Raw genomic sequence first — 21806 nt, 5'->3', positions numbered from 1 at the left:
GGACGCCCGCAGCACGGCCCTGCCACGGGCCCGGGACCTGTTCCCCTGCTTTTTCAACCTTTTCACCCTCAAGGAACCTTCATGGCACAGACCCCTGAAACCGGCCATGCCGCCTCCGGCCGCTGGACGAAATTCGACGTCGTCTGGATGCTCAACCTCTTCGGCACCGCGGTGGGCGCGGGCATCCTCTTCCTGCCCATCAATGCGGGCATGTCCGGCATCTGGCCCCTGGTCGTCATCACCCTGCTGGTGGGCCCCATGACCTATTTCGCCCACCGGGGCCTGGCCCGCTTCGTGCTGTCCTCCTCCCGCGCCGACAGCGACATCACCGCCGTGGTGGAAGAGCACTTCGGCCTTTCCGCAGGCAAGCTCATCACCCTGCTCTATTTCTTCGCCATCTACCCCATCCTGCTCATCTATGCCGTGGGCATCACCAACACGGTGGAATCCTTCATCATCAACCAGCTACAGATGGCCGCGCCGCCGCGCCTGCTGCTCTCCGGCGTGCTGGTGGCGGCCCTGATGGCCGTCATCCTGGTGGGCGAGAACTTCATGCTCAAATTCAACGAGTGGCTGGTCTACCCCCTGTGCGGCATCCTTTTCTGCCTGTCGCTCTACCTCATCCCGCACTGGAACACCTCCGCGCTGGGGCAGATGCCTGATGCCGGCAGCTTCCTGGGCACCCTCTGGCTCACCCTGCCGGTGCTGGTCTTCGCCTTCAACCATTCGCCCGCCATCTCGTCCTTTGCCCTGGCCCAGCGCCGCCACTACGGCGACATGGCCGAGCAGAAGGCCTCCCAGACCCTGCGCGGCACGGCCTGTATCCTGGTGCTCTTCGTCATGGCCTTCGTCTTCAGCTGCGTGCTCAGCCTCAGCCCCGCCCAGCTGGTGGAAGCCAAGGCCCAGAACATCCCCGTGCTCTCCTATCTGGCCAACCAGTTCGACAATCCCTTCATCTCCTGGTTCGGCCCGCTCATCGCCTTCCTGGCCATCGGCAGCTCGTTCTTCGGCCACTATCTGGGCGCCCGCGAAGGCCTGCACGGCATCCTGGTCCAGATGTCCTCCAACCCCGAAGCCACGGCCACCTCGCGCAGCGTGCGCACCGGCATCGCCCTGTTCTTCTTCGTGACCCTCTGGCTGGCCGGCTGGCTCAACCCCGGCATCCTGGACATCATCGAATCCCTCAGCGGCCCGGTCATCGCCATGATCCTGTTCATCATGCCCATGTACGCCGTGCACAAGATCCCGGCCATGAGCCGCTACCGTGGCCAGTGGAGCAATGCCTTCGTGCTGGCCGCCGGTTGCGTGGCCATCTCTTCCCTGCTCTACAAGCTGTTCTGATCCCGCGTGCCGCATCCGTAAAACAGGACGTCCGCCGGTCTCCGTGCCGGTGGACGTCTTTTTTTGTGCCCGCAGACCTGCGCGGTCGATGCGGCCCGCCATGGCCTGGCGCCCCTGCTGCGCAGCAGGCGGGGCGCATAGCCAGCATCTCGGATAAAGGAAGAAGGAGGAGGAAGGCTCCTGCCGGAAAGCCCCTTGTGCCGCGCTTGCGGGAACAGCCCGCACCACGCCATCACGGCAGGAAGATGCCGGAACATACGGGACAGCGAAGAGACACGCACCGGCAGTGGCGGACACTGTGATCCGGGGCCCTACCGGCCCAGATGTCCAATGCCGGGGGCAGGCGTCAACCCGCCTCCTTTCTGCCGGGTCTGATGACGGCACCGGCCCACCGGGAAACCAGGCCCACAGGAAGGCGCCGCTCCCACCGGGCCGGCGGGCAGCGGATAAAAAAAGACGACCGGCTGCCCAGGGGGAGGAGCAGCCGGCCAAAGAGGGAGGATGTTCTGATGGTTAGAGGTTATGGTGAAGGAGGAGGATGCTCTCGTGAGCCCCGGCAGGACCAAGGGGGATTGCCCTGCCGGCTATGTTGTCCGCCAAAGGCGGGGAGGGGCGATCTCAGGATGTAAAATCTGCCTTTTCTCAGGAAGGCCCGGCCGGGGCCAGGGGAATCCCCGGCCGGGGTAGAAGTTCCAGAGGACTGCATTTTGTAGAGCGGGAGCTCTGGTTAAAGGTGCCTGTCAAAGGAGGTTGCTGTTTTCGGGAGCCTGGCCGGAAGGAGGAGGAGCTTCCGGCCAGATATTTTTTTCTGCCGTTGGCAGGGATCAGCTCTTAATAGTGGCCGCGATGGGGACCGTCGTCGTAGCTGGCGTCACCGCGAGGGCAATCCATGGCGGGGCCGCGATCGCCACGGGGACCACGGGGGCCGCGGGGAGCGTCTTTGAAGCCTTCCGGCACGCCCACTTCGGCAGCCAGCTTGTCGCCCAGGGCGTCATGCAGGTCGGCCATCTCGTTGCGCAGGCGGGTCATCTCGGTAGCGGCCTCACGCACGGCCTTCACATCGGGGTTGGTGGCGTTTTCCAAAGCCCGCAGTTCCTGGCGCTTGACGTAGATGCTGTCGCGCAGCTGCTCCATGCGGGGAGCGAATTCTTCCATGATCTTGTCGAACTTGGCACGCTGCGCATCCGACATGGCCCGGTAACCCCAGCCACGGGCGTGACCGTGATGTCCCCAGCCGCCTTCCCAGCAGCCGCCGTCGCCGTAACCGTAGCAGGGACCGTAACCGTTGCCCTGGCCGCGATGATGGGGGCCGGCGAAAGCGTCAGAGGTCATGGTTCCGCCGATGAGGGCAGCAGCCAGCAGGGCAGGGATCATAACACGGGAAGTCTTCATATATATGCTCCTTTAGCTCTTTTCAGAGTGGGTTGTCTTTGGGCTTTGGGTCTTGCCCTTTGTGCCCTGCATATAGCAACCCGCGTGCCAAAGTATATTTTTTAATATAAATCAATAAATTATAAATTTATTCCCAACACGGCATCCTTTTTCTGCTGTCCGGCGGGCGCCCCGGATGTCCAGTTTTTATGCAGCGGGCCGACGGACCTGGTCAAAAATTATACAGCAGACAAATTTTCATACACCCCTGCCCTGCGGCCCCCACGCCGGGACCGGAGCACAAAAAAAGCCCCGCCTGGGCGGGGCCTGGATGCTTCGTTGGGCTGCACGGGTTACGGGCAGGGTTCGAGGCTTTCCTGCAGGGAATAGGTGTGGATCACGTCCTGCCGGATCATGCTGTTGCAGCCCCGGCTCTTGCCCGCACGGCGAAAACTCACGCCCACCTCGTCCAGCAGGCGGCCCTCCAGCTGCGCAAGCTGCAGGCGCAGGCGGTCGCGCAGGTCCTGCAATTCCCAGCCAAGACGGGAAAGCGTCTCGGCGGACGAATCTTCCGCGTAGTCGAAATGGGCCAGCTCTTCCCGCTTCTGGCGGATGCGCCAGCGGGTGTCCTCGATGGCGGGACGGGCTTCTTCAAGGATGGCGCGGGCCTTGACCTGCTGTTCTTCGGGCAGGCTCTGGAGCCACTGGTCGACATTGCGGTAGCCGCGCGGCCCGTGACCGCCGCCGTGATGCCCCCCGGCAGCCACCATGAGCGGCAGCAGCAGGAGCGATGTCATGACCAGACCACTGACAACTATATTCTTCCACATAGGCAAACCTTGTTCTGTTGGGCCATGCTTCTGGCATATCAAGCCTGTGTCCGCGGCGCAAGGAAAGGCCGCTGGCAGGCCGTGGCATTTTTTTCGTCTTTCCCCGTTCTTGCAAAAAACATGCAAGCCAAATATCCGACGGCAAGGTGACAGGTGCCCCAACCATGCTTATAGTGCAGGCATGAACTTTATCCGACGCTGCCTTTCCGCTGCTGCCGCCCTGCTGGATCCCCGTCGCCACCGGCTGGCCCGCGCCGCCAACCGGCCCGGCCAGACACCGGGGTCTGCCCCGTCCGGCCAGAGCTCCGGCGGCATGGTGGCCAATGACCAGGCCGCGCGCGAGAACGACTGCTCGCAGGCACGTTCGCAGCTGGCGCAGCAGCAGAACACCCCGCTGGGTCTGCTGCTGGGCGGGACGGCCTTCGTCCTCATCCTGCTGGTCACGCTGCTGGCCCTGGCCTCCATCGAACGCAACGAACGCGCCATGTCGCGCCTGCTGGCCGAAAAAGGCAGTTCCCTGATCATGGCCTTCGAGAGCATGCTGCGCACCAGCATGCGCGGTGAGGCGCGCGTGCGCCTGCAGATCCTGCTCAAGGAGATGGCCAGCACCTCGGACGTGCAGTTCATCGCCGTCACCATGCCCGACGGCACCATCCTGGCCCACAGCAACGGCAACCGCCTGGGCGAGATCCTGCGCATCAACGGCGAAGAAGCCGACGAAAAGACCATGAAGATGCTGGCCCCCGGCAGCCAGACACGTTCCGCCATCCTCAATATGGAAGGCCAGCGCGTGTTCGTGGTCTACCGCTACTTCATGCAGCCCCCGAAGGGGCAGGAGCTGCCGCCGGGCCTGCCGCAGCCCGTCATCTTCCTGGGCCTCGACCTTTCGCCGTTCGAGATCACCCGCGGCCAGGACAGGGACCACGTCTTCATGCTGGCCGGGGTGGCCATGCTGGTGGGCCTGGCCTGCCTGCTGGCCCTGTATTATGCGCAGCGCGCCCGCGAATCCCGCCGCCGCCAGCGCCGGGCCGAAGGCGAGATACGCCGTCTGGAAGAAGAGATACGCCGCAAGGAAAAGCTGGCCGCCGTGGGCACGCTGGCCGCCGGGGTGGCCCACGAGATCCGCAACCCGCTCAGCTCCATCAAGGGCTACGCCACCTATTTCGGCATGCGCTTCCCCGAAGGCAGCGAGGACCGCAAGGCCGCGGGCGTCATGGTGCGCGAGGTGGAACGCCTCAACCGCGTCATCAGCGAGCTCATCGGGCTCTCGCGTCCCAGTGACGTGCGCCCCGTGGCCGCACCGCTGGAAGACAGCGTGGCCCATGTGCTGCGCCTCATCGCCCAGGATGCCGAAAAACGCGGCGTCCGGCTGGTGAACGACCTCCCGGCCGATCTGCCCCCGGCCCGCATGGATCCCGACAGGCTGGGGCAGGCCCTGCTCAATATCTGCCTCAACGCCCTGGATGCCATGCCCGACGGCGGCACCCTGACCCTGGGCTGTACGGTGGAAAAACAGCATCTGGTCCTCTCGGTCACGGATACCGGGCAGGGCATCGCGCCCGAGAACCTCAACCACATCTTCGACCCCTATTTCACCACCAAGGGGCACGGCACGGGCCTGGGGCTGGCCACCGTCCACAAGATCGTGGAGGCGCTCGAAGGCGAAGTCTATGTACGATCCCGTCAGGCCACGGCGGACACGCCCGGCCGGACCACGTTTTTCATACGCCTGCCGCAGGCCGGCAAGGCCGCGGGCCATCCGGCGGACGGCCCGGACAGGCAGGCCGGGGAGCCTGCCGCCAACAGGCAGAAGGGGGAGGATTAGGTGAACACCAGCATTCTCGTGGTTGACGACGACGATGCCCACCGCGGCATGTTGCGCATGATGCTCCAGGCCTGGGGCTACAGCGTGGACGAGGCGGCCGACGGCGACCTGGCCGTGGAGGCCGTGCGCGCCAAGCCCTACGACGTGGTGCTGACCGACGTGCGCATGGGACGCATGGACGGCATCCATGCCCTGCGGGGCATCCTGGACTACAATCCGGCCCTGCCCGTGGTGCTGATGACGGCCTATTCCTCCGTGGAGACCGCCGTGGATGCCCTGCGCCTGGGCGCCTATGATTATCTGACCAAGCCGCTGGACTTCGACGCCCTGCGCGAGACCCTGCAACGGGCCGTGGACCATTCCCGCATGAGCGTGGAGAACCGCGAGCTGCGCCGCCAGCTCAGCGAGGCCGCCGCCGGGCCCGAGATCCTGGGCCGCAGCCCCGCCGTCAGCGCCATGCGCGAGATCATCGCCACCGTGGCGCCCACCGAGGCCACGGTGCTCATCACCGGGGAATCCGGCACCGGCAAGGAACTGGTGGCCCGCGCCGTCCACGGCGCCAGCGCCCGTGCCAACAAGCCCCTGGTCACGGTCAACTGCGCCGCCCTGGCCGAGAACCTGCTGGAATCCGAACTGTTCGGCCATGAGCGCGGGGCCTTCACCGGCGCCGACCGCCGCCGCGAGGGCCGCTTCCTGCAGGCCGACGGCGGCACCCTCTTCCTGGACGAGATCGGCGAGATGCCCCTTTCGCTCCAGGCCAAGCTGCTGCGCGCCCTGCAACAGGGCGAGGTGCAGCGCGTGGGCTCGGACTCGCCCATCACCGTGGACGTGCGCGTCATCGCCGCCACCAACCGCAACCTGCGCGAAGAGGTGGAACAGAAGCGCTTCCGCGAGGACCTGTTCTTCCGCCTCAACGTCATCAGCATCGAGGTGCCCGCCCTGCGTGAACGCAGCGAGGACATCCCCCTGCTGGCGGCCCACTTCCTGGAGAAATTCGCGGCCCGCAACCGCAAGAACGTCAAGGGCTTCGCCCCGCAGGCCCTGGACATGCTGCGCCGCTATTCCTGGCCCGGCAACGTGCGCGAGCTCCAGAACGCCGTGGAACGCGCCGTGATCCTTTGCACCGGCGACCTCATCACCGGCCCGGAACTGCCCGCCAGCATCACCGGCGCCGCCGAACAGGCCGCTCCGGTACCGGAGACCGCCGAGGCCTCCCTGGCCGGTCTCTCGCTGGAAGCCCTGGAACGCCGCGCCATCGAGGACACCCTGCGCCAGACCGAGGACAACAAGAGCGAGGCTGCCCGCCGCCTGGGCATCACCCGCGCCACCCTGCACAACAAATTGCGCAAATACGGGCTGGAATAAGAGCGCGCAGGGATTTTCCGGGGGAAGGGCCCCCCCTTGGCTCGCGCCTTCCCCCCGCCCCCATCCCTCCCCCAACGCGCTTCGCCCAGGAGGATGGCGAGGCCCGGAAAAGCCCTGGCCTTGCCTGGGTGGCCGTCCCCCCCCCAAAAAAAACACCGCCTGCCAGCGGTCGGGCAAAGACGGAAAGGGGAGGACGATGGCGCGCGGACAGTTTTCACACAAATCAGCAACGGAGGGGGCGCCGCGCTCCATCCATAAGGAAACACACATGGCACAGGACAGCTCAAACAAAAGCACGCCCGCTGCGGGCCTGCCCGATGAACGGCAACTGGAACGCATCACGGACTTTTTCCACGAGGCGGGCCATCTGCGCCACACGCCGCGCAGCGGCTATGCCTTCCTGGGCTCCGGCAACGAGAACGTGGCCGAGCATTCCTACCGTACCAGCGTCATCGGCTACACTCTGGCCAAACTGGCGGGGGCCGATGCCGCCCGCGTGACCTTCCTCTGCCTTTTCCACGACCTGCATGAAGCCCGTACCGGCGACTTCAACTATGTGAACCACCGCTACGACACCTGCCGCGACCGCGATGCCCTGCAGGATGCCGTGGACGGCACCGGACTGGAACAGGACATCCTCGACGGTTGGGACGAACTGCAGGAACGCCGGAGCCTGGAAGCCCGACTGGCCCACGACGCCGACCAGCTGGACCTGATCTGCAACCTCAAGGCCGAGCTGGACAAGGGCAACAAATTTGCCGCCGACTGGCTGGAAAGCGCGGTCAAACGCCTGCGCAGCCCGCAGGCCCAGGCCCTGTGCGAGGTCATCCTGCGTACGGACCACAACCGCTGGTGGTACGGCCGCGTGGACAAAAAATGGTGGATCGACCGCAAGTGAGCCCGTCCCGGCTCTCTCCGGGAACATCCCCCTTCTTGCAACGAAACAGCCCGGCCTCCATGGAGGCCGGGCTGTTCTTTTGTCATGGAGCCGGGCGCACCGCCTTCCCTGTCCGTCTCAGGACGGCCAAGGCTCTCCGAGAGAAAAAACTCCCCAGCGGACCGGAACCGGCTGATACGCATAAAAAGAGAGCACGGCCCCCGCAAGGGCCGTGTCCGACGGTGAAAAAGCCTTGATAAAGCGCGTTGGGGGGAGAAAGGGGGTACGGGGGAAGGAGGGCCCCTTGCGCGCTAGCCAAGGGTCCCTCCTTCCCCCGTTTTTTCTTCTCCGCTCAAAGATCACTTGCTTTTGGGCGGTTCGCGGCGGGGGCAGAAGTCGGCCATCTCGCATTCCGTGCAGCGGGGGCTGCGGGCGTGGCAGACATCGCGGCCGAACCAGACCATGCGGTGATTGACGTCGCCCCATTCGGCACGGGGGAAAAGGCGCATCAGATCCTGTTCGATGTCCACGGGATCGGTATGGGCGGTGAGGCCCAGACGATAGCTGATACGTTTGACGTGAGTATCCACGGCCAGGCCCTCGTTGATGCCGAAGGCGCCGAACAGCACCACATTGGCCGTTTTGCGGGCCACGCCGGGCAGCGTGATGAGCTCGTCCAGACGGGGCGGCACCTCGCCGCCGTAGACGGAGACCACACGCTGCGCCGCACCCAGCAGGTTGCGGGCCTTGCTGTGATAGAAGCCCGTGGAGCGGATGACGCTTTCCAGCTCCTCCTGCGTGGCCAGGGCCAGTTCGGCCGGGCCGGGCCAGCGCCGGAACAGCTCCGGGGTCACGGTGTTGACGCGGGCGTCGGTGCACTGGGCGGCCAGCACCGTGGCCACCAGCAGTTCCCAGGCGTTGTCGGCCTCAAGATGGGTCGCGGGACGGGGGTAGCGGGCCTGAAGGGCCGCCAGGACTTTTTCAGCGCGGGCCAGGGCACCGCGCGGCAGGGATTTTTTTGCGCTCATGGGCCTGCTATGCCACAGGAAGACAGGGGGAGCAAGGCGGGGCACGCTTGGTTTTTACGGCCCGCTGGTGTATCTTCTGTCCGCTTTTCCCACTTCCCGAACAGGAGGACGCCATGAGCCTGCTTGCCTGTGTCACTGTGCCCGACGGAGCGACTGCCCGAACCCTGGCCCATCTGGTGGTGGAACGACGGCTGGCCGCCGGGGTGAACATCCTGCCCGGAGCCCTTTCCGTCTATCGCTGGAAAGGCAAGGTCCGCGAGAGCCGCGAATGCCTGCTGCTGGCCCAGGTCAGCCGGGCGGCGTGGGAAGATTTCCGTGCCGCCGTGGAGGCGGCCCATCCCTATGAAGTGCCCTGTATCGTGGGCATGCCGCTGGAGAAGGGCAACGCCCCCTTCCTGGAGTGGATCGCCCAAAACAGCTCGCCCGCAGGGCAGCCCAACGAATAAAGGAACGAAGATGGCCATTTATGTTTCCGGTTCCCTGGCTTTTGACCGCATCATGACCTTTGGCGGCAATCTGCAGGACCATGTGCTCATGGACAAACTGCACATGCTGAGCGTCAGCTTCATGGTGGACAGCATGGACGAACGCCGCGGCGGCTGTGCGGGCAACATCGCCTACACCCTGGCCCTGCTGGGCGAAAAGCCCATCGTGGTCTCCGCCGCCGGCCGCGACTTCACCGGTTACGCGGCGGCCTGGGAAAAGCTGGGCCTGTCGCTGGAAGGCATCCGGCGCGATTCCGACGTGTTCACGGCCCTGTGCTACATCACCACGGACCAGAACAACAACCAGATCACGGGCTTCTACCCCGGCGCCATGAGCCAGCCCGCCACCTACACCTTCCCCAACCTCGACCCCGCCAAGGACTGGGCCATCGTCTCCCCCGGCAGCGTGGACGACATGCGCCGCCTGCCCGGTTTCTTCCGTGAAAAGGGCGTGCGTTACATCTTCGACCCCGGCCAGCAGCTGCCCGTACTTTCGGGCGACGATCTCTGCGACGCCATCCGCGGTTCCTATGCCTGCGTGACCAACGATTACGAACTGGGCATGGTCTGCAAAAAGACGGGCAAGAGCGAGGAGGAACTGGTGGCCATGACCGGCTGGCTGGTGACCACGCTGGGCGGTGACGGCCAGCGCATCCGCAATGCCCAGGGCGTGGACGTGCACGTGCCCGCCATCCCCTGCGACGGCGTCAAGGATCCCACCGGCGCGGGCGATTCCCACCGCGCGGGCCTGCTCAAGGGCCTGGTCTGCGGCCTGGAGATGCCCGAAGCCGCCAAGCTGGGCGCTGTGAGCGCCTGCTACGCCATCGAACAGCTGGGCACGCAGGAACACCACTTCAGCAAGGACGAGTTCCGCAAGCGCTACGAGGCCAGCTTCGGCCCCATGCCCATCACCCTGTAGATCTACGGAGGGGCCTGCCCGGCAGGCCCCTTTTCCCATCCCCGCCAAACGGGAGATACGCCTCCGGCATGCCGCCCCTCACCGGCAACAACGGAGCATGTTTCAGCCAAGGAGCATCCAGCCATGCGCACCGAAGCCGTCAGGGCCCAACTGGCCGCCCACGGTCTGGGCGACCGCTACCGCGAGTTCACCGTCTCCAGCGCCACCGTGGCGCTGGCGGCCGAAGCCCTGCACTGCGAGGCGGGCCGTATCGCCAAAACGCTGTCCATCCTCACCTCCACCGGTCCCGTGCTGGTGGTGGCCATGGGCCTGGCCCGTCTGGACAACCGCAAGTTCAAGGATCTTTTCCACGAAAAGGCCCGCTTCATCCCCGTGGAGGACGTGGAGCGCCTCACCGGCCATCCCCAGGGCGGGGTCTGCCCCTTTGCCCTGCCGGAAGGGGTACGCGTGTTCCTGGACGAGAGCCTCAAGCGCTATGACGTGGTCTATCCTGCCGCCGGTGCGCCCAACAACGCCGTGCAGCTGACCCCGGAAGAGCTGGCCGCCGTCACCGGCGGACAGTGGGTCGACCTTTGCAAGCTCCCGGAAGAGCTGGCCTGACGGGAGCATCCCGCAGACAGGGCCGGACAGGAGAATCCGACCGCCGCTTCCCGCAAATAAAAAAGGGCGTCCATCCGCGAAGGAGGGACGCCCTTTTCGTCTTCATCGGGGAGCCGCCACGGCCCGGCCATCAGGCCCGGTCATGCGGCGGGAGCTGCCCGGTCCTAGTAATCTTCGTCTTCCAGCGGAGGCGGCACGGCCACGGCGCTGGTGATGACGCGGCGGCGGCTCTTCACCGGCTCGGCGGGCACTTCCTTGTTCTCACGCGTCATGTGCGGTTCGGGCAGGTTGTTGTACAGCACCCAGAAAGGCGGATAGAGCTCGGTCAGCACGCCGGGATTGCCCAGCTTGAAGCCTTCCTGCTTGCCGCGGGCACAGGCCGCCAGGGCCAGGGCCACGGCCCAGGGGGCGTCGGGAGCGTTCCAGCCTCGGGCCTGCAGGGCGGGACGGGGCTTGCGCACAGGGCGGCCTTCTTCGTCCTGCTCTTCGACTTCTTCCATGTCGTCACCGGGCTTCCAGGCCACCAAGCAGCCTTCGGCATCCAGGGCCAGACCGGCGGCGTGCAGGTAGCTTTCCACCACGTTCTCTTCGGCTTCCAGACCGGCGGGCAGCACGGCACGGCCGCCGCGCAGGGCCGTCATGGTGCTCAGGGCCACGGCCAGCGGACGCCAGGAGGCGGGCAGGCCTTCGGGCAGGGCAAAGGCGGCGGGCAGTTCGGCCAGCGGCTTCAGGCTGCGGGCCAGGATCTCGGTGGTCGAGCATTCCACCTTGGCGCCGGTCTGGCGCAGCAGGTCCAGGCCAGCTTCGGTGCCGGGCCAGGTGGGCCACTGGCCTTCCAGGCGCACTTCACCGCCCAGAGCGGGGGCGAGGCCCATCAGGAACACGGCCAGTTCCGGTTCCACGGGCAGGGTGGGTTCGGAGGGGATGCTCAGGGTGCAGGGCTGGAAGTGGAGCACGTCCCCTTCGCGGCGCACGTCGGCGCCGGCAGCCGTCAGCACGGGCAGGATGCGGGCAAAGGCCAGCGCACGCTCGGGCATGGCGGAAAGATCCAGGGTGATGGGGTGCTCGTAGGAAGGAGCGGCCAGCATGATGCCTTCGACCAGTTCCACCGGGGCATCGGCGGGGAAGACCACCTTGCCGGGCAGCACGCCGGAGCATTCGATGCGCACCGGGAAGCCGTCGGACTTGGGCACCACATGCACCAGACGCGCGCCCATGAGGGGCAGGAAGCGGCGGGTGGCGCTGAGGTCGGCCAGCTTGAGGGCCGCGCCGCCGGTGAACTTGGTGCGCGAAGGACGGCCCAGGTAGTGGCCCAGGGCCAGATAGAAGTTCCAGGAGCTGTCGCCCACATGCAGCACCTTGTCCGGGGTGCCCAGGGGCGCGCCGGCGGCCACATGCACGGCACCGTCGTCACGGTTGGCATGGGCGCCCAGCTGGTTGAGCAGCTTGACGCAATCCACCACGGGATCGTTCATCAGGGCGGGGGCGATGCGCACGGCCTGGCCGGTGCAGGCGGCCAGCGTGGCCCAGGCCCGGGTCAGGCGGCAGGAGCGCGGGGCGGGCATGGACAGGCGCACGGGCATGTCGGCGGGGGCAAGATTGAAGGCGGGGCGCTGGGCTTCGCCGTCTTCACCGGGACGGGGCAGGAATTCCACTTCCTGCATCAGGGTGAAGAAACGGCCGCTCAGGCGCGGATCGCGGCTGACGCGGGAAACGGCGGCTTCCCAGGACTCGCGGATGCTCTTTTCTTCCGCGGGCTCCAGGAAACCCTTGGCATTGTACATGCGCTTGATGAGATTGTGGCGGCGCATGAGCATGCGCAGGATATCGCGGTCGATGTCACAGACGGTCTCGCGCAGGCTGCGGCGCGGACGCTCGGGCTTGCCGTCGGTTCTGGCCTCGAAACGTCCTTCGGGGCGGTCGCTGCGTTTGTCCGGCCTCTGGGCAGGTCGGAATTCGTGGTGCTCGTTCATGCTGGATGCTCCTCTCGACCGCCGGACGGCGCGTCGCTCTATGAATTTGTGGGGGATGCTGTATCCCGAAACGGCGTCACTGGCAAGCCCCCGGACGGGGCTTTTCCGGTATCATGTGAAAGAGAGTGCAAGCTCATACGGGCTTTGACGGCCCGCCAGGACAGCCTGACGGATGCCTTCTTCGTCTTTTTCAATAAAATGCAATATTTTCAATTAGTTATAATCAAGCATTTGATTTTATTGGATAATTGTTTCAACTTTTACGCCTTTTTACGGCCGGGATCAGGGCGACACGGGATCGACATAAAAAAGCCACCCCGCCGAAACCGAAAGATATGCCACGCTAACCATTTGGAATATAATATTTTTATCAAATCAACTCCCGGCCCCGCAAAGGAAAACATTCGGGATAACCCACTGATAAAAATGCCTTTTCCCGACCCAAAGCAGGTTTTGGGCATGAAGGTCCTCCAAAACGCGGCGCATCTTTACACAGCATAAAAATTATGCTAGGGAGAATACGCAAGGATTATAGTGGTTTGTGCCGTTTTCCACCGAGAGTTCCCACGAATTTTTCAAAAGGGGGCTTGACGTGAAGAGGGGTAGCTTGTTACTAAAAACACAAGCGCACGACCTGAGCGCTGTTGCCCAGGGTCGTGATCCAATCAAGACGGCACTCGGGCGGCCCGAGTGGCTGCCCATATGGTCAAGATTGACCTGAAACACTTTAAGAGTTGGAGGATACGTTATGCCTACGTTTGTCGATCCGTCCAAATGCGACGGCTGCAAGGGTGGCGAAAAGACGGCCTGCATGTACATCTGCCCGAACGACCTGATGATCCTCGATCCTCAGGAAATGAAGGCGTACAACCAGGAACCCGACGCCTGCTGGGAATGCTATTCCTGCGTGAAGATCTGCCCCCAGGGCGCCATCACCGCTCGTCCCTACGCCGACTTTGCTCCCATGGGCGGCACCTGTATCCCCATGCGCTCTGCCGACTCCATCATGTGGACCGTGCAGTTCCGCAACGGCAGCGTGAAACGTTTCAAGTTCCCCATCCGTACCACTCCTGAAGGCTCCATCAAGCCCTTCGAAGGCAAACCGGAAGGCGCCAACCTCGACGACGAACTGCTGTTCACCGAAGAAAAGCTGGCCACCCCCATCGAAGTCCTGGGCAAGAAGTTCGAAGTGACTGAAGCCGACAAGGTCTTCACCGCTATGGAACAGGGCCGCTAGAGAGCAGTAACCGCGTAGAGCTTAAGGAGAAATCACTATGCCTATGATTCCCGTCAAGGAAGCGATGAAAGGCGTTGCCATTGCTGAACCTGAAGTGAAGGAACATGACGTCGACCTGCTGATCGTGGGCGGCGGTATGGGTGCCTGCGGTGCCGCTTTCGAAGCCGTGCGCTGGGGCGACAAACACGGTCTGAAAATGATGCTGTGCGATAAGGCCGCCCTCGAGCGCTCCGGCGCCGTGGCCCAGGGCCTGTCCGCCATCAACACCTACCTCGGCAAAAACACCGCCGACGATTACGTCCGCATGGTCCGCACCGACCTTATGGGTCTGGTCCGCGAAGACCTGATCTTCGACGTGGGCCGTCACGTTGACGACTCCGTGCATCTGTTCGAAGAGTGGGGCCTGCCCTGCTGGATCAAGGACGAAAACGGCCACAACATGAACGGCGCCGCCGCCAAGGCCGCCGGCAAGAGCCTGCGCAACGGCGACGAGCCCGTCCGCTCCGGTCGTTGGCAGATCATGATCAACGGTGAATCCTACAAGTGCATCGTGGCCGAAGCTGCCAAGAATGCCCTGGGTGAAGACCGTATCATGGAGCGTATCTTCATCGTGAAGCTGCTGCTCGACAAGAACACCCCCAACCGCGTCGCTGGTGCCGTGGGCTTCAACCTGCGTGCCAACGAAGTGCACATCTTCAAAGCCAACGCCATCATGGTGGCCGCCGGCGGTGCCGTTAACGTGTACCGTCCCCGTTCCACCGGTGAAGGCATGGGCCGCGCTTGGTACCCCGTGTGGAACGCCGGTTCCACCTACACCATGTGCGCTCAGGTCGGCGCCGAAATGACCATGATGGAAAACCGCTTCGTGCCCGCCCGCTTCAAGGACGGTTACGGCCCTGTGGGCGCCTGGTTCCTGCTGTTCAAGGCTAAAGCCACCAACAGCAAGGGCGAAGACTACTGCGCCACCAACCGCGCCATGCTGAAGCCTTACGAAGATCGCGGCTACGCCAAGGGTCACGTGATCCCCACCTGCCTGCGTAACCACATGATGCTTCGTGAAATGCGCGAAGGCCGCGGCCCCATCTACATGGACACCAAGACCGCTCTGCTGACCACCTTCGCCACCCTGACCGAAGAACAGCAGAAAGACCTCGAGTCCGAAGCTTGGGAAGACTTCCTGGATATGTGCGTTGGCCAGGCCAACCTGTGGGCCGCCACCAACACCGCTCCTGAAGAACGCGGTTCCGAAATCATGCCCACCGAACCTTACCTGCTCGGCTCTCACTCCGGCTGCTGCGGTATCTGGGTTTCCGGTCCCGACGAAGCTTGGGTGCCCGAAGACTACAAGGTTCGCGCTGCCAACGGTAAGGTCTACAACCGCATGACCACCGTGGAAGGCCTGTTCACCTGCGCCGACGGCGTGGGCGCTTCCGGCCACAAGTTCTCCTCCGGTTCCCATGCTGAAGGCCGTATCGCCGGTAAGCAGATGGTCCGCTGGTGCCTGGACCACAAGGACTTCAAGCCTGAGTTCAAGGAAACCGCCGAAGAACTGAAGCAGCTGATCTACCGTCCTTACTACAACTACCTGGCCGGCAAGGACGCCTCCACCGACCCCGTGGTGAACCCCAACTACATCACGCCCAAGAACTTCATGATGCGCCTCGTGAAGTGCACCGACGAATACGGTGGCGGCGTGGGTACCTACTACACCACCTCCAAGGCTCTGCTGGACACCGGCTTCTATCTGCTGGGCATGATGGAAGAAGACTCCGCCAAGCTGGCCGCCCGCGACCTGCACGAACTGCTGCGTTGCTGGGAAAACTACCATCGCCTGTGGACCGTGCGCCTGCACATGCAGCACATCGCCTTCCGTGAAGAGTCCCGTTACCCCGGCTTCTACTACCGCGCTGACTTCCTGGGTATCGACGACAGCAAGTGGAAGTGCTTCGTGAACTCCAAGTACGATCCCGCCACCGGCGAAACCAAGATCTTCAAGAAGCCCTACTACCAGATCATCCCTGACTAGTAGGCGGAAGAACATCCCTGGGGTGGCCGCCTAGGCCACCCCATTTTTTTCGGCGCGGCGGGTGTGCGACATGCAAGCTCCCCGCCGCGCCTTGGAATATGCGCCGCGCGGCAGGGCCCCTTGGCTCTCAATTGCGCCGCCCGGCAATCCCATACAACCGGGCAGGCGTGCGCGCCGCCCCGCAGAGGGGCCACGGCGCTGCAACGCAGGAGGATATCCAGGATGTCCAACTCCATTCTCGTCGTGGGCGGCGGCTTTGCAGGCCTTACTGCCGCCATCGAAGCGGCGGAACTGGGCCACGATGTGTATATCGTGGAAAAGTCGCCCTACCTGGGCGGCCGTGTGGCCCAGCTCAACAAATATTTCCCCAAACTTTGTCCCCCCTCCTGCGGTCTGGAAATCCAGTTCCAGCGCATCAGGAAGAACCCCCGCATCAAATTTTTCACCATGGCCGAAGTGACCAAACTGGTCGGCTGCAAGGGTGACTACACCGCCACCGTGAGCATCAAGCCCCGCAAGGTGGCCGCCCACAACGTGGACTTCACCCTCCTCGCCTCCAGCCTGGAAGGTACCGTGCCCAACGAGTTCGACTTCGGGCTGTCCCAGCGCAAGGCTCTGTACAAATCCATGCCTTTCGCTTTCCCCAACCGCTTCGTGCTGGACACCGACGCCCTGAGCAAGGCTGACGCCGCCCGCGTCGCCGGCCAGAAGTTCCTGGACCAGAACGAACCCGCCCGCGAAATCGAGCTCAATGTGGGCGCCATCGTGGTGGCCACCGGCTGGAAGCCTTACGACGTCACCAACCTGGCCAACCTGGGCGCCGGCAAGGTCAAGAACTGCGTGACCAACATGCAGCTCGAACGCCTGGCCTCCCCCTTCGGCCCCACCGGCGGCAAGATCGTCCGTCCTACCGACGGCCGTCGCCCCAAACGCATCGCCTTCGTGCAGTGCGCCGGCTCCCGTGACCAGAACCACCTGAACTACTGCTCCTACATCTGCTGTATGGCCACCCTCAAGCAGTGCCAGTACATCTGCGAGCAGTATCCTGAGACCCAGATCTCGGTGTTCTACATCGACCTGCGCGCTCCGGGCCGCTATGTGAAGGTTCTGGACAAGGTGAAGGCCGCCCCCAATGTGCGCTTCATCAAGGGCAAGGTGGCCGACGTGGCCCAGGCCGCTGACGACAACGTCACCGTGACCGTTGAAGACGCCATCCGCGGCGAAAAGCTGCATCTGGATTATGACATGGTGGTGTTGGCCACGGGCATGCAGCCCAGCCTGGCCACCGACAGCCTGCCCCTGCCCCTGCCCCTGGACGAAGACGGTTTCGTCATGGGCGGTGAAGAGGCTGGCATTTTTGCCGCCGGTTGCGCCCGCATGCCGCTGGACGTGATGCGTACCGCGCAGTCCGGCACGGCCGCCGCTCTCAAGGCGGTGCAAACGGTGAAAGGGAGGTAGGCGGCATGGCCAGCAAGATCGGCGTCTATTTTGACGTACAGAACATCGGCGGCGGCCTGGATGTGGAAGCCCTGGCCGAACAGGTCCGCAGCAAATGGAGCGACCTCACCCCTGTGGTGAAAGTGCTGCCCATGCTGAGCGTGGCCGAAGACGAAGTGCGTGCCGACATCGAAGCCAACGGCCTTGACGGCGTGCTCTTCTGCGGCGCCAGCCCCCGCGACGAAGCTACCCCCTGGCAGCTGCCCGTGCAGGTGGAACACGTGAACCTGCGCGAACAGTGCGTGCTCGCCTACAAGAACCCCGACGGTTCCGCCGTCAGCGGCACGGCTCCCGCCCTGCTGACCCAGATGGCCACCGACTACGTGAACATGGGCGTGGTCAAACTGCAGAAGAGCAACATGCCCGAATCTGCGGCCATCGAAGGCATCAAGCGCATCCTGGTCATCGGTGGCGGCTGGACCGGCCTCACCGCCGCCCAGGAAGCCGCCAAGACCGGCTATGAAGTCATCCTGGTGGAAAAGGCCGACAAGCTCGGCGGCGCGGTCAACAACATGCCCATGGGTTCGCCCCTGCAGGCTCCCTGGGAAGACCGCCAGCCCACCAACCTGGCCGACAAGATCGCCGCTGTGACCGGCAACAGCAGCATCACCGTGCTGCTGAACGCCCACATGGCCAAACTGGAAGGCCAGCCCGGCGAGTTCAAGGCCACCGTGGCCACCGCCAACGGCGAACAGACCTTCGACATCGGCTCCGTGGTCCTGGCCACCGGCTGGGTGCCGCTGGCTGAAAAGTATCTGGAAAGCATGGGCCTGGGCGTGAACCCCAAGGTCGTCCATGCCGCCCAGTTCGCCAAGATGCTGGGCGAAGGCAAGGTCGACGCCCGCCGCATCGCCTTCGTGCTCGACACCACCATCGCTGAAGAAGCCCTGCAGAAGGCCGCTGACGAAGCCGCCGCTGCCGAGGCCGAAGCCCCCGCTGCCGAAGCTCCCGCCGAGGAAGAAGAAAAGGGCTTCGTCAAGGAGAACCTGGAAAGCATCAAGCACCTGCGTTACTCCAACGCCGTCAACAGCGTGGGCATGCTGCGCATGGCCAACATCATCTGCGACAAGACCAATGATGCCGTGCAGGCCTTCGTGCTGTACAAGGACATGACCATCCCCGGCATCCTGGAACGCTTCTACAAGAAGATGCAGGACCGTCTGGGCCTGATGATGACCAAGGCCGACGTGACCGACATCCGTGATGCCGGCAACCACATGGTGGTCAGCTGCAAGAACACCCTGCTGGGCATGGACTTCGATCTGGACGTGGATCTGGTGGTGCTGCCCACGGGCGTCGTGCCCACGACCGCCAAGGACGTGGTGGTGGAATTCGATTACCGCCAGGGCCCCGACTTCCCGGATCTGCAGCTCTTCGACGGTTTCGCGGACTCCAACTACATCTGCTTCCCCTACGAAACCCGCCGTACCGGTGTCTACGCCGCCGGCTGCGTGCGTCAGCCCCAGACCCTGGACGCCTGTGAAGAAGACGCCCGCGGTGCCGTGCTCAAAGCCATCCAGTGTGTGGAAGCCGCTTCCCACGGTGTGGCCGTGCACCCCCGCTCCGGCGACAATTCCTACCCGGTGTTCAACTTCGTGCGCTGCACCCAGTGCAAGCGCTGCACCGAAGAATGCCCCTTCGGCGCCCTGGACGACGACGAAAAGGGTACGCCCAAACCCAACCCGGCCCGCTGCCGTCGTTGCGGTACCTGCTTCGGCGCCTGCCCCGAGCGCGTGATCTCCTTTGCCAACTACAACATCGACCAGATCGGTTCCATGATCCGCGAAGTTGTGGTGCCCAAGGACTTCAAGAAGGAAGGCCCCCGCATCCTCATCCTGGCCTGTGAAAACGACGCCTACCCCGCCCTGGATATGGCCGGTATGCGCCGCAAGGCCTGGAGCCCGTACTGCCGCATCATCCCCGTGCGCTGCCTCGGCTCCGTCAACGCCATCTGGGTGTCTGACGCCATGAGCAAGGGCTTCGACGGCGTGCTGCTGCTGGGCTGCAAATATGGCGAAGACTACCAGTGCCACTTCATCAAGGGTTCCGAGATCTGCAACCGCCGCAAGGAAAACATCGCCGAGACCCTGAACCGTCTGGGCGTGCAGCCCGAGCGCGTTGACCAGCTCGAAGTGGCCATCGACGAATATGACAAGGTGCCGGACATGATCGACGAATTCGTCGCTCGCATCGTGGAACTCGGCCCCAACCCGTTCAAGGGCATGTAGGAGGAAGGCTGCAATGGCACAGAATATTCTCAAGCCGGATTCCACCTTTACGCGGGAGCTGATGGAAGCGGGCGGCGAAAGCCTGAAAAAATGCTATCAGTGCGCCACCTGCTCCGTGGCCTGCCCCATGGCTCCGGAAAACGCTCCCTACCCCCGCAAGGAAATGGTGTGGGCGTCCTGGGGCCTCAAGGAAAAGCTGGCCACCGACGTGGACCTGTGGCTCTGCCACAACTGCGGCAACTGCGCGGACCTCTGCCCCCGTGGTGCCCGTCCCGCCGACGTCATGGGCGCTGCCCGCAACATGGTCTACCGCGATCTGACCGAGCCCACCATCGTGGGCAAGTGGATGAGCAAGCCCTCCGGCCTGCCCTTCCTCTTCGCCATCCCGGCCCTGCTGTGGCTCTTCATCTGGTGGATCCGCGCCGGCTTCAATGACGGCAACTGGTTCCCCCGCGCCGCCGACGGCCGCATCGTGTTCGGTCAGGTGTTCTATGGTGACTACACCATCGACCCCATCTTCATGATCACCTTCTTCGGGGCCTGCTACATCCTCTACAAGGGCGTGCGCAAGCTCTGGGGCATGTTCAAGCCTGAAGGCCGCCTGACCGTGCTTGGCAAGACCAAGGCCTGGTACTGGCACCTGCTGGACGTGCTCATCGACGAAGTGGTCACCCACCGCAAGTTCGACGACTGCGAAGCTGGTCCCAAGACCGGTACCTATGTGCCCAACCGCAAGGCCGGCCACATGATCCTGGTCTACAGCTTCGTCATCCTGGCCTTCGTGACGGCCGTGGTGGCCCTGGGCCACTGGGGCGGCAAGATCATCCCGCTCATCAAGATCGAGACCCCCATGCCGCTGCTGTACCCTGTGAAGATCCTGGCCAACCTCGGCGCCATCATGCTGGTCTGCGGCCTGGCCATGCTCACCGCCCGCCGTCTGAAGCTGAACCCCAAGCATCAGGGTTCGAGCTGGTATGACTGGTACCTGCTGGGCATCATCTGGCTGGTGGCCGTGACGGGCATCCTGTCCCAGGTCTTCCGCCTGGCCGATGCCATCCAGCCCGCCTTTGTGGTGTACTACCTGCATCTGGTCTTTGTGTGGATGCTCTTCGCCTACCTGCCGTGGTCCAAGCTCGGTCACTTCGTGTACCGCACCGCGGCCCTGCTGTTCGTCCGCATGTACGGACGCGGCTACTAGGATGGTCTTCCGGGCAGTCGCCCCGTGACGACGGCCCGCACAGGCTCACACTGCAAAACACCGTTCTCCGAGGAGGAGGCCGAAAATGTCTGATACCGCTCGCAAAATGTTCCCTGTGGAAACCGTCCTGGCCCTGGCCGTCGCCAAGAAGGGCGCGGACGTGAAAGATATCGCCGGTTACATCACCGGTCGCAGCATCGTCTGTGACGCCTGCGCCGCCGCCGTGGCTCCCTTCGCCGCTGCCTGGCTGGCCAAGCTGTCCCCCAAGTTCCTGGACATGAACTACAAAGACGGTGACAACTGGGGCGACTTCGTCAACCAGGGTGCCCGTCTGCTGGGCGACACCATCTCCCTGACCCCCATGGACGACTGCCTGAAGAACGCCGTCGCCACCGTGCTCGACATGATGGACGACATGCACGGCACCATGGTCAGCCAGCGCGCCGAGATCGCCACCCTGCGCCAGCAGGTGGAGACCCTGGCCCCCTATCAGGGCAAGGCTGAAGAACTGCAGAAGAAGTGCGACAAGCTGGAAGACACCATCAAGACCATGAAGACCGACATGGGCGGTCTGCGTCGCCAGGTGGCCGAATTCCAGGGCAAGGTCGCCATCAACCATGACGAACTGATGCAGAGCATCAAGGACGCCATCAAGGACAACCTGAAGAACATCACCGTGGGTGTGGCTGCTGCCGGCGTGGCCGGTGACGCTGCCGCCGCCGAAGAACCCGCCCAGGAAGAAGGCGGCGTGCCGGACGATTTCGGTTTCGGCACCAGCGGCGCCAACTCCGACGGCTTCGGCTTCTAGTCCCAAGTCAAGGCATCGCCTTTCAAGGCGCGTCCGTTCCGGCGGGCGCGCCTTTTTTGTGGCCGCCGGTGCGGGACAAAAGGGACAGTGCCATATGGCAGCCCCTGCCCGGGATGAGAGGGGAGCCGTAGCGCGACAGCCAGCCGTCCGATGGACGGCCGCTGCCCGGCCCCCGGGCCTGGTCGCCTGCGCGGCGAG

At 64.1% G+C, this 21806-nt stretch carries 17 protein-coding genes; 13 read left to right on the top strand and 4 right to left on the bottom strand.

Going from position 1 to position 21806, the window contains the following annotated elements; genetic code table 11:
* Window positions 1–81: 81 nt before the first annotated feature.
* Window positions 82–1341: an aromatic amino acid transport family protein gene (locus tag DESPIG_RS11095; RefSeq protein ID WP_006008711.1), complete on the top strand. Its 1260-nt coding sequence runs from the start codon at window positions 82–84 to the stop codon at window positions 1339–1341.
* A gap of 831 nt (window positions 1342–2172) precedes the next feature.
* Here the strand turns inward: DESPIG_RS11095 and DESPIG_RS12945 are convergent.
* Together DESPIG_RS12945 and DESPIG_RS11085 are read right to left on the bottom strand one after the other, a co-directional pair.
* Window positions 2173–2733, bottom strand: a complete 561-nt coding sequence (locus DESPIG_RS12945; RefSeq protein WP_081446885.1) for a Spy/CpxP family protein refolding chaperone — start codon at window positions 2731–2733, stop codon at window positions 2173–2175.
* Window positions 2734–3065: 332 nt separating this feature from the next.
* The gene (locus tag DESPIG_RS11085; RefSeq protein ID WP_006008703.1) at window positions 3066–3542 is read right to left on the bottom strand and encodes a periplasmic heavy metal sensor; all 477 of its coding nucleotides are present in this window, start codon (window positions 3540–3542) and stop codon (window positions 3066–3068) included.
* Window positions 3543–3723: 181 nt separating this feature from the next.
* Between DESPIG_RS11085 and zraS the strand changes: the two genes are divergently transcribed.
* The 3 genes from zraS (at window position 3724) to DESPIG_RS11070 (ending at window position 7630) form a co-directional block, all read left to right on the top strand.
* Window positions 3724–5367, top strand: coding sequence for a two-component system sensor histidine kinase ZraS (zraS, locus tag DESPIG_RS11080; protein WP_006008699.1), 1644 nt, complete (start codon window positions 3724–3726; stop codon window positions 5365–5367).
* Window positions 5368–6732 carry a sigma-54-dependent transcriptional regulator gene (locus tag DESPIG_RS11075; RefSeq protein WP_006008697.1) on the top strand — a complete coding sequence of 455 codons (1365 nt, stop codon included), beginning with the start codon at window positions 5368–5370 and terminating at the stop codon, window positions 6730–6732. It begins immediately after the preceding gene.
* Window positions 6733–7000: 268 nt separating this feature from the next.
* The gene (locus DESPIG_RS11070) at window positions 7001–7630 is read left to right on the top strand and encodes an HD domain-containing protein (protein WP_006008695.1); all 630 of its coding nucleotides are present in this window, start codon (window positions 7001–7003) and stop codon (window positions 7628–7630) included.
* Window positions 7631–7968: 338 nt separating this feature from the next.
* On the opposite strand, the gene nth is transcribed toward DESPIG_RS11070, so the two are convergent.
* A complete protein-coding gene (gene nth / locus DESPIG_RS11065; protein WP_006008691.1) occupies window positions 7969–8637 on the bottom strand; it encodes an endonuclease III in 669 nt (222 codons plus the stop codon).
* Window positions 8638–8750: 113 nt separating this feature from the next.
* Here nth and cutA point away from each other — a divergent pair, with 113 nt between their 5' ends.
* The 3 genes from cutA to DESPIG_RS11050 all read left to right on the top strand — a co-directional run bounded on the left by cutA (window position 8751) and on the right by DESPIG_RS11050 (window position 10641).
* Window positions 8751–9083 carry a divalent-cation tolerance protein CutA gene (gene cutA, locus DESPIG_RS11060; protein ID WP_006008690.1) on the top strand — a complete coding sequence of 111 codons (333 nt, stop codon included), beginning with the start codon at window positions 8751–8753 and terminating at the stop codon, window positions 9081–9083.
* A 10-nt stretch (window positions 9084–9093) separates the two neighbouring features.
* Window positions 9094–10041 carry a carbohydrate kinase family protein gene (locus tag DESPIG_RS11055; protein ID WP_006008688.1) on the top strand — a complete coding sequence of 316 codons (948 nt, stop codon included), beginning with the start codon at window positions 9094–9096 and terminating at the stop codon, window positions 10039–10041.
* A gap of 123 nt (window positions 10042–10164) precedes the next feature.
* The gene (locus tag DESPIG_RS11050) at window positions 10165–10641 is read left to right on the top strand and encodes a YbaK/EbsC family protein (protein ID WP_006008686.1); all 477 of its coding nucleotides are present in this window, start codon (window positions 10165–10167) and stop codon (window positions 10639–10641) included.
* A gap of 164 nt (window positions 10642–10805) precedes the next feature.
* Here the strand turns inward: DESPIG_RS11050 and DESPIG_RS11045 are convergent, their stop codons facing one another.
* Entirely contained in the window at window positions 10806–12614 is a 1809-nt protein-coding gene (locus tag DESPIG_RS11045) for a 3-phosphoshikimate 1-carboxyvinyltransferase (protein ID WP_006008684.1), read from the bottom strand.
* A 748-nt stretch (window positions 12615–13362) separates the two neighbouring features.
* Between DESPIG_RS11045 and aprB the strand changes: the two genes are divergently transcribed.
* The 6 genes from aprB to DESPIG_RS11015 all read left to right on the top strand — a co-directional run bounded on the left by aprB (window position 13363) and on the right by DESPIG_RS11015 (window position 21608).
* Window positions 13363–13851, top strand: a complete 489-nt coding sequence (aprB, locus tag DESPIG_RS11040) for an adenylyl-sulfate reductase subunit beta (protein ID WP_006008678.1) — start codon at window positions 13363–13365, stop codon at window positions 13849–13851.
* A gap of 37 nt (window positions 13852–13888) precedes the next feature.
* Window positions 13889–15877, top strand: a complete 1989-nt coding sequence (aprA, locus tag DESPIG_RS11035) for an adenylyl-sulfate reductase subunit alpha (RefSeq protein ID WP_006008676.1) — start codon at window positions 13889–13891, stop codon at window positions 15875–15877.
* Window positions 15878–16099: 222 nt separating this feature from the next.
* Window positions 16100–17335 carry a CoB--CoM heterodisulfide reductase iron-sulfur subunit A family protein gene (locus DESPIG_RS11030; RefSeq protein WP_006008672.1) on the top strand — a complete coding sequence of 412 codons (1236 nt, stop codon included), beginning with the start codon at window positions 16100–16102 and terminating at the stop codon, window positions 17333–17335.
* A gap of 5 nt (window positions 17336–17340) precedes the next feature.
* Window positions 17341–19602, top strand: a complete 2262-nt coding sequence (locus DESPIG_RS11025; protein WP_006008670.1) for an FAD-dependent oxidoreductase — start codon at window positions 17341–17343, stop codon at window positions 19600–19602.
* Window positions 19603–19615: 13 nt separating this feature from the next.
* On the top strand, window positions 19616–20800 hold the full coding sequence (qmoC, locus tag DESPIG_RS11020) for a quinone-interacting membrane-bound oxidoreductase complex subunit QmoC (protein WP_006008668.1): 1185 nt from the start codon (window positions 19616–19618) through the stop codon (window positions 20798–20800).
* Window positions 20801–20885: 85 nt separating this feature from the next.
* Window positions 20886–21608: a hypothetical protein gene (locus tag DESPIG_RS11015; RefSeq protein WP_040370011.1), complete on the top strand. Its 723-nt coding sequence runs from the start codon at window positions 20886–20888 to the stop codon at window positions 21606–21608.
* Window positions 21609–21806: the final 198 nt, after the last annotated feature.

Source organism: Desulfovibrio piger ATCC 29098 (assembly GCF_000156375.1).
Lineage (GTDB): Bacteria > Desulfobacterota > Desulfovibrionia > Desulfovibrionales > Desulfovibrionaceae > Desulfovibrio > Desulfovibrio piger.
The sequence above is the reverse complement of the archived record's forward strand: the minus strand, read 5'-3'. Positions and strand labels throughout refer to the sequence as shown.

Excerpts from the sequence above, each read along its gene's own strand:
- cutA (WP_006008690.1), top strand. The coding sequence starts at position 8,751 with ATGAGCCTGCTTGCCTGTGTCACTGTGCCCGACGGAGCGACTGCCCGA.
- aprB (WP_006008678.1), top strand. The coding sequence starts at position 13,363 with ATGCCTACGTTTGTCGATCCGTCCAAATGCGACGGCTGCAAGGGTGGC.
- zraS (WP_006008699.1), top strand. The coding sequence starts at position 3,724 with ATGAACTTTATCCGACGCTGCCTTTCCGCTGCTGCCGCCCTGCTGGAT.
- DESPIG_RS11030 (WP_006008672.1), top strand. The coding sequence starts at position 16,100 with ATGTCCAACTCCATTCTCGTCGTGGGCGGCGGCTTTGCAGGCCTTACT.
- aprA (WP_006008676.1), top strand. The coding sequence starts at position 13,889 with ATGCCTATGATTCCCGTCAAGGAAGCGATGAAAGGCGTTGCCATTGCT.
- DESPIG_RS11050 (WP_006008686.1), top strand. The coding sequence starts at position 10,165 with ATGCGCACCGAAGCCGTCAGGGCCCAACTGGCCGCCCACGGTCTGGGC.
- DESPIG_RS12945 (WP_081446885.1), bottom strand. The coding sequence starts at position 2,733 with ATGAAGACTTCCCGTGTTATGATCCCTGCCCTGCTGGCTGCTGCCCTC.
- DESPIG_RS11085 (WP_006008703.1), bottom strand. The coding sequence starts at position 3,542 with ATGTGGAAGAATATAGTTGTCAGTGGTCTGGTCATGACATCGCTCCTG.
- DESPIG_RS11015 (WP_040370011.1), top strand. The coding sequence starts at position 20,886 with ATGTCTGATACCGCTCGCAAAATGTTCCCTGTGGAAACCGTCCTGGCC.
- nth (WP_006008691.1), bottom strand. The coding sequence starts at position 8,637 with ATGAGCGCAAAAAAATCCCTGCCGCGCGGTGCCCTGGCCCGCGCTGAA.
- DESPIG_RS11025 (WP_006008670.1), top strand. The coding sequence starts at position 17,341 with ATGGCCAGCAAGATCGGCGTCTATTTTGACGTACAGAACATCGGCGGC.
- DESPIG_RS11055 (WP_006008688.1), top strand. The coding sequence starts at position 9,094 with ATGGCCATTTATGTTTCCGGTTCCCTGGCTTTTGACCGCATCATGACC.
- qmoC (WP_006008668.1), top strand. The coding sequence starts at position 19,616 with ATGGCACAGAATATTCTCAAGCCGGATTCCACCTTTACGCGGGAGCTG.
- DESPIG_RS11095 (WP_006008711.1), top strand. The coding sequence starts at position 82 with ATGGCACAGACCCCTGAAACCGGCCATGCCGCCTCCGGCCGCTGGACG.
- DESPIG_RS11045 (WP_006008684.1), bottom strand. The coding sequence starts at position 12,614 with ATGAACGAGCACCACGAATTCCGACCTGCCCAGAGGCCGGACAAACGC.
- DESPIG_RS11070 (WP_006008695.1), top strand. The coding sequence starts at position 7,001 with ATGGCACAGGACAGCTCAAACAAAAGCACGCCCGCTGCGGGCCTGCCC.